The organism is Williamsia sp. DF01-3, from assembly GCF_023051145.1.
In the GTDB taxonomy this organism is placed as follows: domain Bacteria; phylum Actinomycetota; class Actinomycetes; order Mycobacteriales; family Mycobacteriaceae; genus Williamsia.
The window spans coordinates 2946873-2964627 of record NZ_JALKFS010000005.1 but is presented as its reverse complement, the minus strand read 5'-3'; the positions used below and the strand labels follow the sequence as shown (position 1 = coordinate 2964627).

Sequence of the window (17755 nt, the reverse complement as noted above, 5' to 3'; positions counted from 1 at the left end):
AGTCCTTACTCATCGGGGCGTGCCGCTCGGCGTGTCGCCGGTAAACGGCCGTGTTCACACTACCGGTGTCGGCCCCGGAATCAGGTGTTGGAGCGGCCGCGGCCGCGAATGATGTTGCGGAGCCGTCCGAGACGTGGGCCGATCTCGCGTTCGTAGCCGTGATCGGTGGGTTCGTAGTAGTCGACGCCGACCAGTTCGTCCGGCGGGTATTGCTGCCCGACGACGCCGCCGGGTGCGTCGTGGGGGTAGCGGTAACCCACGGCATTGCCGAGTTTCGCCGCGCCGGCATAGTGCCCGTCACGCAGGTGCGCGGGCACCGCGCCTGCCCGGCCGCCCTCGACATCGGCGATCGCTGCGCCGATGGCCGCCACCACACCTGGGGATTTGGGGGCCGTCGCCAGGTGAATCGTCGCCTGCGCCAAAGCGAGCCGCGCCTCGGGCATCCCGATGAGTTGAACCGCCTGCGCCGCAGCGGTCGCCGTCTGCAGCGCCGTGGGGTCGGCCATCCCGATGTCCTCACTGGCGTGCACGACCAACCTGCGTGCGATGAACCGTGGGTCCTCGCCTGCCGTGATCATGCGGGCCAGGTAGTGCAGTGCGGCATCCACATCCGATCCGCGGATCGATTTGATGAATGCGCTGATCACGTCGTAGTGCTGGTCGCCATCACGGTCGTATCGAACGGCAGCGCGATCGACTGCTGACTCGACATGCGCGAGGGTGACCTTTGTCGGTGCGCGGGAGGTACCGCCGTCGGCCATCGAATCGGCAAGTGCCGCATCGGCTGCCGCCTCCAGTGCCGTGAGGCCGCGACGCGCGTCGCCCGCCGAGATCTTCTCCAGGTGGTCGAGGGCATCGTCGTCGATCGTGACCGCCCCGTCGTAGCCGCGAGGGTCCGATGCCGCCCGCTGTAGCAGCTTCCGGATGTCCGGCCCTTCCAGGGACCGCAGTTGCAGCACCAGGGACCGCGACAGCAACGGTGCCACCACGGAGAACGACGGGTTCTCGGTGGTGGCCGCAACGAGCAGCACGATTCGGTTCTCCACCGCATCGAGCAAGGCGTCCTGCTGCGTCTTGGAGAAGCGATGGACCTCGTCGATGAAGAGCACGGTTTGAGTGCCCGCGATCAGGCGGCGGCGCGCCGCATCGATCACCGCGCGGACTTCCTTGACCCCCGACGACAGGGCCGACAGTGCTTCGAACCGTCCGCCCGCTGCAGTGGAGATGAGCGAGGCCATTGTCGTCTTGCCGGTACCGGGTGGGCCGAACAGCAGTACCGATGCGGCCCCCGAACCATCGATCAGCCGGCGCAACGGAGATCCGCTCTCCAGCAGATGTTCCTGTCCGACAATCTCTTCCAGTGTCTGTGGTCGCATCCGCACGGCCAGGGGTGATCCCGCGGAGGCGCCGGGCAGACCCTTGGTGATCGTGTCGGGCGGCGCCTCGGGTGCGGCGAAGAGCCCACCCTGTTCGTCGGTCATGGCCAAGGCCGGATGTCGGTCATCTCGTGCGGCCCCGTCAGTGCAGCCAGGACGAGTCCAGCGCCTGGCCGACCGTGTCGGCGAACTGGGCAAGATTCGGTGCATCCGCCCGGCGAGCGGCGTCGGCGAGGCCGGCCCAGCGGTCGACGATCACCCGCGGGTCCGATGTGCTGATCGCGAGCCCGTGCGGCTCGTCGGAAGCACCGACGTCGGTGTCGTCGGCAGGCAACATCCAGACGGTGGAGAGCCATACCCACGCCAGCCGGGCGAGCACGGCCTTGCGGGCCAGCTCACGGTCGGACGCCAGGCTGGGCCAGATGCCCTGCACTTCCGAGCGCCACGCGTCCAGCATTGCCGTCTCGAGTTCGACTATGCGCGCGGCATTGTCGGCGGCGAGCCACGGTCGGAACGTCACCAACGCATAGGCGATGTCGAGCGAGGCGTCGCGGAAACCGCCCCATTCGTAGTCCATGAACTGGACGCCTTCATCGTTGATGAGGATGTTCTCCGGACCGACGTCAGAGGGGCTGAATGCGCGGTGTTCTCCTTCGCCGAACAACGCTCGGGCTTTGCCCAGGGCATCGAGCACTTCAGGGTCCACGGTCAGCCCGAATGTGTCTGCGATCACCCGCGGCGCGGCGCTGACCGCCGCCTCGAACTGCGCCCGGAGGGCATCGACGGCGATCCCCGCTGCACCTTGGCGGAGCAGCGCGGCAAAGTCGCCTTCGCCGCCCACGGTGGCAGCGTGCATGCGGCCGAGCGCCTGACCCCACGCGCTCACCGCGTTGCTGGTGGCGGCGCGGTCGTCACTGCCCAGCAGCTCGGTCATGGATCGTCCATCTCCGAGGTCGCTCAACACCAGAACACGAGCGGAGAGGTCGAATGCGATCAGTTGAGGACCCGGACGCGACTCCAGGGGCAGCGCGGTCGCGTATTTGTACGATGCAACCTCGCGAATGAATGCTTCGCTGGACTCGGCGTCGTCACCGTCGCCGAGGACCTTGATCACCAGGGTGCGGTCGCCGGAGAACGGATTCTGGGCAACCCGGACCCGCACCACCTCGGTACGACCGCTGCCACCGAGGTCCTCAGGATCGGCTAAGGACACCGCGGAGCCGGCCCGAGCTGCGAGAATACGCTCGGCTGCCTGCACCGCGCCGGTGATCTGGCTATCGGCAAGAACAGTCATCGCCTCCAACTTACCCAATGGTGGTCTTACCCGGGCCCACCCGACGAGACACGTCAGATTTGTGGCGACACATCGACGGAGACCTCGATCCTGCTCTTGCGTGATTCGGTGTAGATGACCCCGCGCAGGGGCGGCACGTCGTCGTAGTCCCTGCCCCAGGCCACCGTGACGTGACGTTCGTCGACCAATTTGTCGTTGGTGGGGTCGAATGCGATCCACGAGTCCCCGGGCAGCCAGACCGCGGCCCATGCGTGTGAGGCATCGGCACCGAAGATCCGTTCTTTTCCTGGTGGCGGGTCGGTGGCGAGGTAACCCGACACATACCGGGCAGCCAGACCCTGGGACCGCAGGCATGCGATCGCGACCCGCGCAAAGTCCTGGCATACGCCTTCGCGGCGCTCCATGACAGTGCCGACACGGGTGGAGATGGCCGTGGACCCCGAACGGTAGGTGAAGTCCTGAAAAATGCGCGTGGTGAGGGTGGTCACGGCTTCGAGGAGTGGTCTGCCCGGGATGAAGATGGCCGACGCGTAATCCCTCACCGCGGGCGTGATCTCCGGAGGGTCGAGGTCGAGGCGGAACTCGGCCGCCCTGGCGCCGGCCATCCCGGTCGGGCGGGCTGATTCCCAGGGGGCCTGCGCGGCAGACGATTGCAGCACATCGTCGTCGATCGGATCCACCTCGACAATCGATCGGCCGGTGACCTCGAGCCGCCGATGTGGGGTGCGGACATGGAAATAGCAGTCGTGGTTGCCGTATGTGTCGACACCAGTGGACCGGTCGGCGGGTTCGGGGTCGATCTCGACCTCGCTCGAGAGCACCCGCTGCCCGGGCATGTCACGGGGTTGCAGGTGTCCTCGTCCGTAAGAACTGGTGACCACGTCGTCGTAGTCGTAACGGGTGCGGTGCAGAACGGCGTACCGCCGACTCGGCGAGGCGCTCGCGGAGCTCTCCCCCGCCGGCGCTGGTGGCTCGAACTCGCCCTCCCGGTTCACAGTTGGTCCTCCGATCCGGCGCCCCAGAGCGGCTGCATCTCGACCGGGTAGGCGAAGCGGGTCCGGCCGAGGACGTCGGATATCTCACGCAATCCGGCGCCGAGAGTGCTCATCAGTTCGGCGAGTTCGACTCGACGACCACCGGCACCGATCGCGGCGAGATCCGCGGGGTCGACTCTGCGCAATTCGGTGACGAGGTCTTCGACCAGCCGCTCGGCAGCGGCGGACCGTACGTCGGTGGGCAGCGCCGTCAGATCGGCACGCAGAGTGTCCAATTGGTAGATCATCGCCCTGGGGTTGCCCTCGTCGAAGAGCAGCAGACCCGCGACCGGGCCCAGCCTGACGATGCCGCGGTTGCGGCGGCGATAGATGATCGCGGACTCGTTGGCAACGAGGTATGCCTCGAGCAGACCCTGCTCGGTGTCGGCGTCGTGCTGCTGGACCAGAACAGCGGACGTGAGCGCGGCCAGCATCTGAGCTCGTTCGATGCGCCGCCCGATGTCCATGAACAGCCAGCCCGCGTCATGGACCATCGATTCGGCCTGCAGCCCGGCCAGCGCCAGGAGCCCGTGCAGGATTTCCTCGTGCGCACGGCCGAGCTCGGACCCGTCGACGTCCAGTTCCTCGTTCGTCTCCGCGCCCGAACCGGACAAGATGGCCGGCGGACTGCCCAATTCTGCGATCGCTCTGTCGATCGCACCGAGCACCATCCATGTGCTGGTGGACATCTGATCCCGCACCGCGCGCGGAGTTGCTGCAGGCGTTCGACGGCAAAAGCCACCGAACCCGATGCCCTGCGCGAGCTGGTCATCGAGTGCATGCGCGCCGTGGCCGCCATCACCTCATCGGGCTCGGGCGGTCGGCTGCTGTCGAAGTCGGCGATACCCTCGGTGTCCTCGAGGGCGGCCTCGCTGCCGGTGGCCGCTGCGATCGCGGACAGGAACAACGGGATAGACGCCGTCCCCGACATCCACGGCCGGTAGCGATAGTCCTCGTAACGTTCCCTGGCCACCTTGACCATTCGGGTGGTCAGTTCTGCTCGTTCTCCGTATCGGCCGAACCAGAACAGATCCGACAGCACCCTCGGAGAGCTCACGACGGCACTGTCGGTCACCGGTCGGTGGGCGCGAGCAGATCGGCGGTCCACCTGGTCTCCGTCCGCCGTCATGACGGTTGCCACTCGGTCGTGGTGGTCCGGCGACTCGGGGACACGGGCCGTGGGCCCGGCCGGCTCGGTGGTGGTGACCCAGACGTCTTTTCCGGCAACCGAATCCCAGGAGGCTCCGGCAGTTCCATCGGCGAGCACGTGGCCCAGGCCGCCCGGCATCACGGCATAACCCGCACCCTGGGCAACGCTGAACACACGAAGGCCCACCGGCGCCGGACGCAGTCCCGCCCCGCCGGAGCCGGATTGCACAGCGGCCGGGGTGGCTGACGGGGCCACCGAATAGTCCTCGAGCCGACGCCCCGCCCACGGCCAGGGCTCGGCCTCGATCCGGGCGACCAATTCATCGCGCGCTGCGGAGGTCAGACCTGGCCCCGAGATCTCTTCTCCGGTGCGGAAATTGGAGATCTGCAGGTAGGCCACGTCGGCGACCATCTTGGACCGGTCGAGATCTGTTCCCGCCCAATATGTCTCGACAGAATCGAGAAGCAGGTCCTCGTCGAGCAGGTGTCGGCTGACAGCGTGCAACACGGTGTGCAACGCCGGGTTCTCGAGGACCCCCGCGCCCAGGTGGTTGACCACCGAGACCGTCCCGCGCGACACGGCCTCCACGAGCCCGGGAACCCCCAGCCGCGAATCGGTGCGCAGATCGAGCGGATCGCAATAGGCCGCGTCGACGCGCCGGAGGATCACGTCGAGCCGTTTGAACTTGCCCAGCGAACGCATGTACACACTGCCGCCGCGAACGACGAGGTCGGCTGCTTCCACAAGCGGGAAGCCCAGTGCGGAAGCCAGGTAGGCCTGGTCGAATGCGGTCTCGGACAACGAGCCCGGTGTCAGCACCGCCACCGTCGGGTCCTCGGTCCCCTGCGGCGCGTACTCGAACAGCGACAGGCGAAGGGTCGCCGAGAACGCTGTCAGCGGCCGGGGTACACATCGCTGGAACAACCGCGGGAATGCCCGCGACATCAGTCGTCGATCGGCGAGGGCGTATCCGACGCCAGAGGGGGCACCGGAGCGGTCGGCATACACGGTGTGCACCCCACCCGGGCCCCGCCCGACGTCGCAGGCGTGCAGGAACAATGAGTGCGGCCCAGCCTGAGGGAATCCCGCAGCCTTGCGGATGTACCCCGGGTGTCCATAGACCATTTCCGGTGGCACGATCCCGTCCGTGATCACCCGTTGGCCCGAATAGATGTCGGCGAGCAGGGCGTCGAGAACCCTGGAGCGCTGGGCGATCTTTCGGTCGAGTTCGGCCCACTGCGCGCCGTCGATGAGCAGCGGCACACAATCCAGCTCCCAGCGCCGCCGCCGGGTGGAATCACCGTCCGGGGCGTTGTACGTGATGCCGTCGTCGTCGACCAGTGTGCGTACGCGCCGTTCGGCCCGGTGCAGTCCCGACCGGCCAAGACGCGAATAACCGTCGACGAGCGGTTCCCACTGCCTACGCACGGCCCCCGAGGCATCGAGCAGTTCGTCGTACGGGCCTGGGGCCGAAGCCCCGGGGATCCGGGCGAGATCGAACAATCCGAACCGGTCAGACCGATATCGGTCCAGGACTCCGGTGGGTTCGACCTTGGGCGATGTCACCGCAGAACTGTACGTGTGCGCCCCAGGTCGGAGATCATCGGTACGCCCGGGCCGGTCGCCGCCGTGGCCCGCGATCGTGGGCGACGAGTGGCCCCGCTACTGCGTGTCACCGCTACGCGCGGACTTGCGCACGAGGGCCGACTTTCCGCGCCGTCGGCTGTGGGCCCGATGGATGAGGAGCACCGCGACTCCGGCAACCACGATCCCGATCAGGTTGATCACCAGCTGCGCGGTGGATTCGGCGGCGACCCGCCACTGCCCCAAGGTGGCGGCGACCACCGCATACCCGGCAGCGGGCACCGTCGTGACCGAGATGAAGACGCCGACCAGCGCCGCGGACTTCGAGGACACCAGTGACAACATGCCTGCGGCGCCGGCGAGCAGTGCGACCACCAGCGAGAACGGTCCGACCTGATAGATGAAGTCGAGCTGGTCGGCTGTGGTCACGTCGCGCATCGTCATCCAGCCGAGGCTCTGGGCGGCCAGGGCACCGAGCCCGGTCACCACCATGGCGAGCGGAAAACCCACCGCCAAGGCCACCACGGATCGCCGGGCCAGGGCGTATCGGCGGCGCACGATCGCCACGGCGATGCCGCCGAGTGGACCGAACTCGGGCCCGACGACCATCCCACCGACAACCGTGACGGGGGAATCGGTCACCACCCCGACGGCCGCGAGCAGACAGGCCAGGCACAGGAAAGCCAGGAACGTACCGCTCAGCGTCGAATCCTCGTTCGTGCGCTCGAGTAGTTCGTCCCACACCACCGCGTCCTCGGGATCTCCCGGGGCGTCGTGCTCAGCCCGATCGGCGGCCTCGGACAGCACCATGTCGAGCAGTTCGACGGTGATGGCACCTTCGGTCCGAAGCTCCAGTGCCCTGAGCTCTTTGAGCAGTTCGTTCGCGGCCTCACGGGTGACGTCGGCTTCGATCAGGTCTCCGGCCGGCTCCACTGCGACCCCGGGAATCCGGACCACGTGAGCGACCCCGACGTAGTCGCGCAAGGTCTCCACCACGGCATCAGACCGCTCGTGCGGGCTGATGATCCGGATGTGGAGCACAGGCCGGCTACGTTCAGGACTCGGCGGGTGTCGGTGACTTCACGGCCTGTTTGTCCTTGGGCGCCGGAGGTTTCGCGTCGATTCCCGACTCCTTGCGTTGGGCAGGCGTGATCGCGGCGGGCGCGTCGGTGAGCGGATCGATCCCACCCCCGGACTTCGGGAACGCGATGACGTCGCGGATCGACGGTTGCCCGGCGAGCAGTGCCGTGATCCGGTCCCATCCGAAAGCGATGCCGCCATGGGGCGGGGCTCCGTATGCGAAGGCGTCCAGCAGGAATCCGAACTTCTCCTGCGCTTCCTCGGCACCGATGCCCATGATCTGGAAGACGAGTTCCTGGACCTCGCGCCGGTGGATACGTATCGATCCACCACCGATCTCGTTGCCGTTGCAGACGATGTCGTAGGCGTAGGCCAACGCGGATCCGGGGTCGGATTCGAGCACCCCGAGCGATTCGGGCTTCGGAGAGGTGAAGGCGTGGTGCACAGCGGTCCATGCGCCCGAGCCGACGGCCACGTCACCGCTGGCGGTGGCATCGTCGGCCGGCTCGAACAGTGGCGCGTCCACCACCCACATGAACGCCCAGTCGCCGTCCTTGATCAGGCCGAGACGTTGGGCGATCTCGCCGCGCGCTGCACCGAGCAGTGCGCGCTGTGCCTTGGCGGGCCCGGCGGCGAAGAACACACAGTCGCCCGGGGTCGCGCCGACGTGGGCGACCAGACCGGCCCGCTCGTCCTCGGACAAGTTCTTGGCCACCGGCCCACCGAGCGAACCGTCTTCTTGGACAAGCACATACGCCAACCCTTTGGCGCCGCGCTGCTTCGCCCACTCCTGCCAGGCGTCGAGCTGTCGCCGTGGCTGGCTTGCGCCGCCCGGCATGACGACCGCACCCACGTAGGGAGCCTGGAACACCCGGAACGGAGTGTCCTTGAAGTAGTCGGTGCACTCCACCAGCTCGAGTCCGAATCGCAGGTCCGGTTTGTCGCTGCCGAACCGGCGCATCGCCTCGGCGTAGGTGATCCGCGGGATCGGCGTCGGGAGGTCATAGCCGATCAGCTTCCACAGCGCGACGAGGATCTGTTCTGCCACGGCGATCACATCGTCCTGCTCGACGAAGCTCATCTCGACGTCGAGCTGGGTGAACTCGGGCTGGCGGTCGGCGCGGAAATCCTCGTCGCGGTAGCAGCGGGCGATCTGGAAGTACCGCTCCATCCCGGCGACCATCAGCAGCTGCTTGAAGAGCTGGGGACTCTGCGGCAGCGCATAGAAGGTGCCGGGCTGCAACCGTGCCGGCACCAGGAAGTCGCGGGCGCCTTCGGGTGTGGATCGGGTCAACGTCGGGGTCTCGATCTCCACGAAGTCCTGATCGAGCAGGACCGTGCGCGCGGCGTTGTTCACCTTCGAACGGAGCCGCAGGGCCGCGCCCGGGCCTTCGCGGCGGAGATCGAGATACCTGTACTTCAGACGCGCTTCCTCGCCGGGGCTCTCGTCGAGTTGGAACGGCAGTGGCGCAGATTCGTTGAGCACAACGAGTTCGGTGGCATTGATCTCGATCGCGCCCGACTCCAGGTTCGGGTTCTCACTGCCCTCGGGCCGCTGCTCGACGAGTCCGGTGACCTGCACGCAATACTCTGCGCGGAGCCGGTGCGCCGGCGTGGCCACCGCCTCGTCACGGAAAACCACCTGTGCGAGCCCGGAGCTGTCGCGCAGATCGATGAAGATGACCCCGCCATGGTCGCGGCGTCGCGCCACCCAGCCGGTCAGCGTCACGGTCTGTCCGGCGTTCTCGGCCCGTAACGATCCGGCGAAATGGGTGCGGAGCACAGTGTTCCTCTCGATTGCGGTCAAACACTTCGGTGGCTGAAGGGTTTTGTATCGTGCAACATCCTACGGGCGCCGCATTCGAGAGAGAACGCACCTGCTCGTGCCATGCTTGGCGAATGACTTTCCAAGGTGGCGGCCCACTCGACACAGGCAACGTCTCCGGCGGCGGCGGAGGTCGTGGCCGACTCGCCCTCGGAGGCGGCGCGGGACTGATCGTCATCGTCGTGGCCGCTCTGCTCGGGATCGATCCGAACGCGATCGGCCTCGGTGGCGACGACACCGGTTCGAGTACGTCCTCGCAGCAGTCGGCGATCGACGAGCACATCCAGAGCTGCACCATCGAGAAGGCCAACGTCGACACCGTGTGCCGAATCGTTGCGACCACCAACAGTCTCGACCGCGTGTGGAGCAACATCATGCCGGGATACGAACCGCCGCAGACGAAGATCTTCTCCGGCAGCGTCGACACCGCCTGCGGGCCGGCCACCTCCGACGTCGGACCGTTCTACTGCCCCGGTGATCAGACCGCCTATTTCGACCCGACCTTCTTTGACGTACTGAGCGATCAGCTCGGTGGTAGCGACGGCCCGCTGGCACAGGAATACGTGGTCGCCCATGAGTACGGCCACCACATCGAGTACCTCACCGGGGCTCTGGAGAAGGGTCAGCGCATGGGTGCCGCCGGCCCGACGTCGGGATCGGTGCGGATCGAGCTGCAGGCCGATTGCCTGGCCGGCGTGTGGGCGTTCAACGCAGACAAGGGTCCGGACGCGATGCTGGCGCCGCTCACCCAGCAGCAGATCTCCGATGTGATCCAGACCGCGAAGGCAATCGGAGACGACGCCATCTCGGGCGACAGTTCCAATCCGGAAGGGTGGACACACGGTTCATCGGACCAGCGGGTGCGATGGTTCAACGTGGGATATGACCGCGGCGATGCAGCGGCATGCGACACCTTCGCGGCGGGCCGCCTGTGACCCGGGAGGCCACCGGGATCGACCGGATCGCGGAGGGATTCCTGGAACGGTCGTGCGCACTCAATCCCATCGAGGCCACGCATCTCGGTGTTGTCGGCCACGATCACCGGCTCACCGACTTCTCGCCTGCCGGTGAGGACGAGCGGGCCATCGCCAGGCGGGACACCATCGCGGCACTCGCGGCCGAGGCACTCGCCGACGATGTCGACCGGGTGACCGTGGCAACCATGACCGACCAGTTGAGCCGGTCGCTGGCCGTCGATGACGCCGGATTACGGACGGGTGAGGTGAACGTCATCGAATCGCCGTTGCAGGCGGTCCGCGACGTGTTCGACCTGATGTCCACCGACTCGCCCGCCGACCAGGACGTGTTCTTGGCCCGGCTGGATCAGGTCCCGAGCTGCGTGGAGACCATCATCGAAGGGATCCGGGCCCGCCTCTCGTCCGGACCCGCCCTGACCAGACGCCAGGTCGATTTGGTTGCGGCTCAAGCCGATACCGCCACCTCGTCGATATTCAGCAATGCGACGGCGATCGAGTCCACGGACCGCGTCGATCTGCTCGACGACCTGCGCGGACGAGTGGGTGCAGCGATGACGCGGCTGGCGGCCGTCCTACGCGACGACGTGCTGCCCCACACCACCGACGCCGATGGCGTGGGACGCGATCGCTACCGCCTGCATTCAGCGGAGTTCGTCGGTGCCGACATCGACGTCGACGACGCGTACGCGTGGGGCGTGGACCTGCTCGATTCCATTGTTGCCGAACAACAGACGCTGGCCGAGGTGATCGCGCCGGGAGCTGGGGTGAACGGCGCACTCGAGGCCCTCAATGCCGATCCGAGATACCAGATGACCGATCGGGATGCGTTCGTCGCCTGGATGCAGGAGTTGTCGGACCGGGCCACCGCCGAAGTGGGACGCGAACACTTCGACATCCCTGCCGATCTCACCGCACTGGAATGTCGCCTGGCACCGGCGGCCACCGGGATCATCTACTACACGACACCGAGCGAAGACCTCAGCAGGCCGGGGCGCATGTGGTGGTCGGTTCCACCCCAGCAGAAGGTCTTTCACACGTGGCAGGAGACCACCACCGTCTTCCACGAGGGCGTTCCAGGACATCACCTGCAGCTCGGTTCGGCGATGGTCAGTCCCGACCTCAACCGGTGGCGCAAACTGGCCTCGTTCACCTCCGGTCATGGAGAGGGCTGGGCCCTCTACGCAGAACGACTGATGGGGGAACTCGGCTGGCTCGAGGATCCGGGTGACCGGATGGGGATGCTCGACTCGCAGCGACTGCGCGCCGCCCGGGTTGTCGTGGACATCGGGGTGCACTGCGGTCTCACCGCGCCGGAGTCGGTGGGTGGAGGGACATGGGATGCCGACAAGGCGTGGACGTTCCTCACCTCGGCCGTCGCGATGGACCGCACCGTCCTCCGGTTCGAATTGGACCGTTACCTCGGCTGGCCCGGCCAGGCGCCGTCGTACGCGCTCGGACAACGGGTGTGGCAGCAGGCCCGCGACAACTACTTGCACCTCAACCCCGGCGGCTCACTCAAGGACTTCCACCGCAAGGCGCTGGCGCTCGGCGGGGTCAGTCTGGATGTGCTGCGGTCCGAACTGACCTGACCACCGATCGCGGCGCCGGCCGCCACCGACCGCGACCTTCCGCCGCTCGGAATGCCCGTTCGGCGGGTTACTCGGGCGGGTTCTCGGCGACCGGCAGACTCGGGGTGTGGGCCTGGCTCCCCCATGTGCGTCCGGTGAACGGTGCCGGTTCGGGGTCTCCGCTCACCGTGAAGGTGCAGGCGACCGACCCGGTCATGACCAGTGCGGTCAGCCCGGCCGCGCACCAGAGCCGGGCCCGACGGCTCATCGGCCTGCGGCCAGCTGCGAAGTCAGTTGCTGGACAACATCATCCAGCCCCAAGCGCTGCTGATTCCCGTTGCTCAGGTCCTTGAGCTCGACCTCGCCGGAAGCCAGTTCGTTCTCGCCGAGAACCAGTGCGAATCGCGCGCCCGATCGGTCCGCCGCCTTCATCGCTCCCTTGAGTCCGCGACCGCCGTAGGCGATGTCGACCCTGACCCCGGCCGCCCGGAGCCGACCGGCAACCTCGACGAGGGCATCTTTGGCGGCGTCACCGAGTGGCACCCCGAACACCTCGCACCGTGCGTCCGTTGCCGCGGCGATCCCTTCGGCCTCCAACGCCAGAACGGTACGGTCCACGCCGAGCCCATAACCGATACCGGACAGCTCCTGCTTGCCGCCCAACTGCTTCATCAAGCCGTCGTAGCGACCGCCGCCACCGATGCCCGACTGCGCACCGAGCCCGTCGTGAACGAACTCGAAGGTGGTCTTCGTGTAGTAGTCCAGGCCGCGGACCAGCCTCGGGTTCTTCTCATATGCCACGCCGAGGCGGTCCAGGTGTCCGATCACCGCATCGAAGTGTTCCCGGGCCGAGTCCGACAGGTAGTCGATCATCAGAGGGGCACCGGCCGTCGCCTCACGGATGTGCGGCCTCTTGTCGTCGAGCACCCGCAACGGGTTGATCTCCGCTCGGCGCCGCGTCTCTTCGTCCAGATCGAGTCCGAAGAGGAACTGCTGCAAGGCTTCCCGATACTGAGGCCGGCAGGTGTCATCACCGAGCGAGGTGATCTCGAGGCGAAAGCCGCTCAACCCCAGGGCGCGGAAGCCCTCGTCTGCGATCGCGATGACCTCCGCGTCGAGCGCCGGGTCGTCTATCCCGATCGCCTCGACACCCACCTGCTGCAACTGGCGGTACCGGCCCGTCTGAGGCTTCTCATAACGGAAGAACGGCCCTGCGTAGGACAGCTTCACCGGGAGTTGACCCCGATCGAGGCCGTGCTGGATCACCGCCCGCATCACGCCCGCGGTTCCTTCCGGACGCAACGTCACCGACCGGTCACCACGATCGGCGAACGTGTACATCTCTTTCGAGACCACGTCGGTGGATTCTCCGACGCCCCGGGCGAACAACGCGGTGTCCTCGAAGATCGGCAGCTCGATGTGTGAGTATCCGGCCAGTCGCGCCGCCCTGGTCAATGCGTCACGGACGGCGACGAACTGGGCCGATGACGGCGGAACGTAGTCTGGTACGCCCCGCGGCGCCTGGAATCCGGCATTCACAGTCCGTGACGTCCCTTCGATCGGTTGGTGGCCGGTCCATCCTGCCCGGGGTGGGACAGATCGGCCAAAAATGGGTTGCCGGCACGTTCGCGACCGATGGTCGTCTGCTCGCCGTGCCCTGGCAGGACCAACGTCTCGTCCGGCAACCCCAGCATCCGGTCGGCGATGGAATCGAGCAGTTGTTGGTGGTCTCCGCCCGGCAGGTCCGTGCGGCCGATGGAACCGGCAAAGAGCACGTCGCCCGCGAAGCAGACCGGAACAGTCCCCTCCGGGGTGTCCACGTCGATACCGAACAGCACCGAACCCTGCGTGTGACCCGGCGCGAGGTCCACCGAGAACGACAACCCCGCGACGTCCAGATCTTCGCGATCGGCGAGATCGATCACCTTCTCCGGCTCCCGGAAGACGGTGTCGCCGATCATCGCTCCGAGTGCCCGTCCGATTCCGGCCGCCGGGTCGGCGAGCATGTGCCTGTCAGCCGGATGGATGAATGCCGGAATGGCGTATTCGTCGCACAATTCGGTGGCGTTCCAGGTGTGATCGAGGTGCCCATGGGTCAGCAGCACTGCCACCGGGGTCAGTGAATGCTCGGCCAGCAGTTTGCGCACTCCTGGAGCGGAGTCCTGACCTGGGTCGATGATGATCGCCTCGCTACCGGGGGCGGGCGCCACCACATAGCAGTTGGTGGCGAACATGCCCGCGGGGAAGCCCGTGATCAGCATGGTCTGCACTCCTGGGTCGGGGAAGGTGTTCCTTCATCATCCCAGCACGGCAAAACATGATCGCCCCGGCCACGTGCCGAAGTCGGCGCGCCAACGCCGCACCCATATAACGTGCTCTCAGCATTTGCTGGCAGACTCGCACCGGATGCCCCGCGCCCGGGGTGCAGCGAGACGGACGATTTATACGGAGGATCTCTGCGGTGTCGAGCAACGAGCAACGACGGCAGGCGGCGAAACGCAAGCTGGAGCGGCGGTTGGAGCGGCAGCAGCAGGCCGCGCGCAAGCGCAAGATCATCATCATCTCGACGTCCGTGGTGCTGGTCGTCGCCGTCGCCGCGGTGGCGACCACGCTCATCGTGAAAAAGGTCGCCGACGACAACGAGAAGGCCCGCTGGACCGCGTGCAACTACGTCGAGGACACCGCCGACCCGTTCGAAGGCCTGCCGGACACCGTGCCGGCAGAGGTCCCGGCTGACCAGCAGCCCAAGTTCCAGCAGTTCCTCGGTGAGCTCAAAGCCGGTGCCGCCAAACAGCGTAAAGCGCCCATGCCCGGCGACAAGCAACTCAAAGAGGGCACGGTCGACGTCGTCTTCGACACCAGCCAGGGCGCAATCCCGGTTCAGCTGAACCGAAAGGACGCCCCCTGCAACGTCGGCGCGTTCGAGAGCCTCATCAAAGAGAACTACTTCGACAACACCTCCTGCCACCGGCTCACCAGCGATCAACTCAAGGTGCTCCAGTGCGGAGACCCCACCGCCACCGGTCGCGGTGGGCCCGGCTGGCAGAGTCCTGACGAATTACCGACGGGCTTCGCGCCGGCCGGCGAGGCCGACCCGACCACCGGAGCGCAACCGGTGACGTATCCCCGCGGCACCATCGCGGTGGCCAACAGCGGCACCAACCAGGAAACGGGCGCGGGAACCGGCGGAAGTCAGTTCTTCATGGTGATCCAGGACGGCGTACTGCCTGCCGATTACACGGTGATCGGCAAGGTCGAGGAGCCCGGCCTGCAGGTGCTGGACAAAGTGCTCGCCGGCGGCATCGTGCCCGGCTTGCGTCCGAACCAGTCCACCGGGTCGCTCGACGAGAACCCGTCAGATGGCAAACCTGTTCTCCCGGTGGACATCACCACCGCCACGATCGGAAGCTGAGAGCCACCTCGGCCGTCTCGACCCGGTGAGCGACCAGGGTCGACTACGCGGCCGAGGTGACCCGGTAGACGTCGTAGACGCCTTCGACATTGCGGACCACGTTGAGGACGTGGCCGAGATGCTTCGGGTCACCCATCTCGAAGGTGAACTTGCTGATGGCCACGCGATCACGTGATGTGGTCACCGACGCCGACAAGATGTTCACCCGCTCGTCTGCGAGGACGCGGGTGACGTCCGACAGCAGACGCGACCGGTCGAGGGCCTCGACCTGGATGGCGACGAGGAATACCGACGACGGCGACGGCGCCCATTTGACCTCGATGATCCGTTCGGACTGCTCGCGCAGTGCTCCGGCGTTGGTGCAATCGGTGCGATGCACGCTCACTCCCCCACCGCGGGTCACGAATCCCATGATCTCGTCGCCCGGAACGGGAGTGCAGCACTTCGCGAGTTTGGCCAGGACGCCGTCCGCGCCGGGGACCACCACACCGGCATCGCCCGTCTGGCGGGCCGGGGACGGCATCGTCGACGGGGTGGACCGTTCGGCGAGCTCTTCCTCGGCGTCTTCGAGTCCACCGAGCTGGGCCACCAGACGACTGACCACGTGGCGCGCGGAGACATGCCCCTCACCGACAGCGGCATAGAGCGCCGACACGTCCGTGAAACGCAGCTCATGGGCAATCGCGCCCATGGAATCGCTGTTCAGCAGCCGCTGAATCGGAAGTCCACCTCGCCGAACCTCTTTGGCGATGGCATCCTTGCCGGACTCGAGAGCTTCCTCTCGGCGTTCCTTCGCGAACCACTGCCGGATCTTCGCCTTGGCGCGCGGACTGACCACAAACGACTGCCAGTCCCGCGATGGCCCCGCGGTGGCAGCTTTCGAGGTGAAGACCTCTACGACTTCCCCGTTCTCGAGGGTGCGTTCGAGCGCGACGAGTCGACCGTTGACCCGCGCCCCGATACAGCGGTGGCCGACCTCGGTGTGGACCGCGTAGGCGAAGTCCACCGGTGTCGATCCGGTGGGGAGGGTGATCACGTCGCCCTTGGGTGTGAAGACGAAGATCTCCTTGACCGCGAGGTCGTACCGCAGCGATTCGAGGAACTCGCCGGGATCGGCAGCCTCTCTCTGCCAATCAAGCAACTGCCGCATCCACGCCATGTCGTCGATCTCGGCGGAGTCGGAACTGTGCTTGCCCTTCGTCTCCTTGTATCGCCAGTGGGCCGCGATCCCGAACTCCGCCGTGCGGTGCATGTCGCGGGTGCGGATCTGGACCTCGAGGGGCTTGCCCTCGGGACCGATGACGGTGGTGTGCAGCGACTGGTAGACCCCGAATCGAGGCTGGGCGATGTAGTCCTTGAAGCGGCCGGCCATCGGTTGCCAGAGTGAATGCACCACGCCCACAGCGGCATAGCAGTCCCGTAGGTCGTCGCACAGGATGCGCATACCCACGAGGTCGTGGATGTCGTCGAACTCGCGTCCCTTGACGATCATCTTCTGATAGATCGACCAGTAGTGCTTGGGCCGGCCCTCGACGGTCGCCGTGATGCGAGATCCGGTGAGCGCGTTGATGATGTCGGCACGAACCCTGGCCAGATAGGTGTCTCTGGAGGGGGCCCGGTCGGCGACGAGACGGACGATCTCCTCGTAACGCTTTGGGTGCAGGATGGCGAAGGCGAGGTCTTCGAGTTCCCACTTGACGGTCGCCATGCCCAGTCGATGAGCTAGTGGCGCAATGACTTCCAGGGTCTCGCGGGCTTTGCGCGCCTGCTTCTCCGGTGGCAGGAAGCGCATGGTGCGCATGTTGTGCAGGCGGTCGGCGACCTTGATCACCAGGACCCGCGGATCGCGGGCCATCGCGATGATCATCTTGCGGATGGTCTCGGCCTCGGCCGCGTTGCCGAGAGCGACCTTGTCGAGCTTGGTCACACCGTCGACGAGGTGGGCGACCTCTTGCCCGAAGTCCTCGGACAGCTGTTCCAGGGAGTACCCCGTGTCCTCGACGGTGTCGTGCAGCAGCGCCGCCACCAGTGTGGTGGTGTCCATTCCGAGGTCGGCGAGGATGGTGGCCACCGCGAGCGGGTGCGTGATGTACGGGTCGCCGGACTTGCGGAACTGCCCGCTGTGCTTGGCCTCCGCGGTGTCATAGGCGCGCTGGAGAACGGTGACGTCGGCTTTCGGGTAGCCATCGCGGTGAAGGGCGACAAGGGGCTCGAGCACCGGCCGGATCGAACTCTTGGTCGCGGTCATCCGTCGGGCCAGGCGAGCCCTGACACGGCGGGAGGCCGATGTCGAGACAGCACCGTTCGACCCTTTGACCGGGGCGACGTCCGCAGCCGGCGGTGCCTCGGGGGCGACGCTGTCGCCGGTCGGGGCCTGCGTCAGAGCACCAGGCGTCTCTTCGGCCATCGGTCACCTCCTGTGACGTGAAGGATCGAAAATTACCAGTCAGATCAT

At 66.7% G+C, this 17755-nt stretch carries 12 protein-coding genes and 1 pseudogene; 3 read left to right on the top strand and 10 right to left on the bottom strand.

What is annotated here, in order from left to right:
- Positions 1-80: 80 nt before the first annotated feature.
- From MVA47_RS16115 to aspS, 6 genes and pseudogenes are all read right to left on the bottom strand, one after another.
- A complete protein-coding gene (locus tag MVA47_RS16115) occupies positions 81-1481 on the bottom strand; it encodes a replication-associated recombination protein A (RefSeq protein ID WP_247208656.1) in 1401 nt (466 codons plus the stop codon).
- A gap of 37 nt (positions 1482-1518) precedes the next feature.
- Positions 1519-2670: a hypothetical protein gene (locus tag MVA47_RS16110; RefSeq protein WP_247208655.1), complete on the bottom strand. Its 1152-nt coding sequence runs from the start codon at positions 2668-2670 to the stop codon at positions 1519-1521.
- 53 nt (positions 2671-2723) lie between these two features.
- Positions 2724-3581: a transglutaminase family protein gene (locus tag MVA47_RS16105; protein WP_247210838.1), complete on the bottom strand. Its 858-nt coding sequence runs from the start codon at positions 3579-3581 to the stop codon at positions 2724-2726.
- A gap of 80 nt (positions 3582-3661) precedes the next feature.
- A pseudogene (locus tag MVA47_RS16100) lies at positions 3662-6420 on the bottom strand (circularly permuted type 2 ATP-grasp protein).
- A 96-nt stretch (positions 6421-6516) separates the two neighbouring features.
- On the bottom strand, positions 6517-7479 hold the full coding sequence (locus MVA47_RS16095) for a DUF389 domain-containing protein (RefSeq protein WP_247208654.1): 963 nt from the start codon (positions 7477-7479) through the stop codon (positions 6517-6519).
- 13 nt (positions 7480-7492) lie between these two features.
- Positions 7493-9301: an aspartate--tRNA ligase gene (aspS, locus tag MVA47_RS16090; protein WP_247208653.1), complete on the bottom strand. Its 1809-nt coding sequence runs from the start codon at positions 9299-9301 to the stop codon at positions 7493-7495.
- Between the two features lie 116 nt (positions 9302-9417).
- Here aspS and MVA47_RS16085 point away from each other — a divergent pair, with 116 nt between their 5' ends.
- Both MVA47_RS16085 and MVA47_RS16080 read left to right on the top strand, forming a co-directional pair.
- A complete protein-coding gene (locus MVA47_RS16085) occupies positions 9418-10278 on the top strand; it encodes a neutral zinc metallopeptidase (RefSeq protein WP_247208652.1) in 861 nt (286 codons plus the stop codon).
- On the top strand, positions 10248-11909 hold the full coding sequence (locus MVA47_RS16080; protein WP_374474217.1) for a DUF885 domain-containing protein: 1662 nt from the start codon (positions 10248-10250) through the stop codon (positions 11907-11909). The genes MVA47_RS16085 and MVA47_RS16080 overlap by 31 nt, the downstream gene beginning before the upstream one ends.
- Positions 11910-11976: 67 nt before the next feature.
- Here the strand turns inward: MVA47_RS16080 and MVA47_RS16075 are convergent, their stop codons facing one another.
- Genes MVA47_RS16075 through MVA47_RS16065 form a run of 3 tightly spaced genes read right to left on the bottom strand, consistent with a single transcriptional unit; the run spans position 11977 to position 14149 of the window.
- Entirely contained in the window at positions 11977-12156 is a 180-nt protein-coding gene (locus tag MVA47_RS16075; protein ID WP_247208650.1) for a hypothetical protein, read from the bottom strand.
- The gene (gene hisS, locus MVA47_RS16070; RefSeq protein ID WP_247208649.1) at positions 12153-13427 is read right to left on the bottom strand and encodes a histidine--tRNA ligase; all 1275 of its coding nucleotides are present in this window, start codon (positions 13425-13427) and stop codon (positions 12153-12155) included. The genes MVA47_RS16075 and hisS overlap by 4 nt, the downstream gene beginning before the upstream one ends.
- On the bottom strand, positions 13424-14149 hold the full coding sequence (locus MVA47_RS16065; RefSeq protein ID WP_030163211.1) for an MBL fold metallo-hydrolase: 726 nt from the start codon (positions 14147-14149) through the stop codon (positions 13424-13426). Before MVA47_RS16065 ends, hisS begins: the two co-directional genes overlap by 4 nt.
- A 200-nt stretch (positions 14150-14349) precedes the next feature.
- Between MVA47_RS16065 and MVA47_RS16060 the strand changes: the two genes are divergently transcribed.
- On the top strand, positions 14350-15300 hold the full coding sequence (locus MVA47_RS16060; protein ID WP_247208648.1) for a peptidylprolyl isomerase: 951 nt from the start codon (positions 14350-14352) through the stop codon (positions 15298-15300).
- 43 nt (positions 15301-15343) lie between these two features.
- Here MVA47_RS16060 and MVA47_RS16055 read toward each other — a convergent pair whose 3' ends face one another.
- On the bottom strand, positions 15344-17707 hold the full coding sequence (locus MVA47_RS16055) for a bifunctional (p)ppGpp synthetase/guanosine-3',5'-bis(diphosphate) 3'-pyrophosphohydrolase (RefSeq protein ID WP_247208647.1): 2364 nt from the start codon (positions 17705-17707) through the stop codon (positions 15344-15346).
- Between the last annotated feature and the right edge of the window lie 48 nt (positions 17708-17755).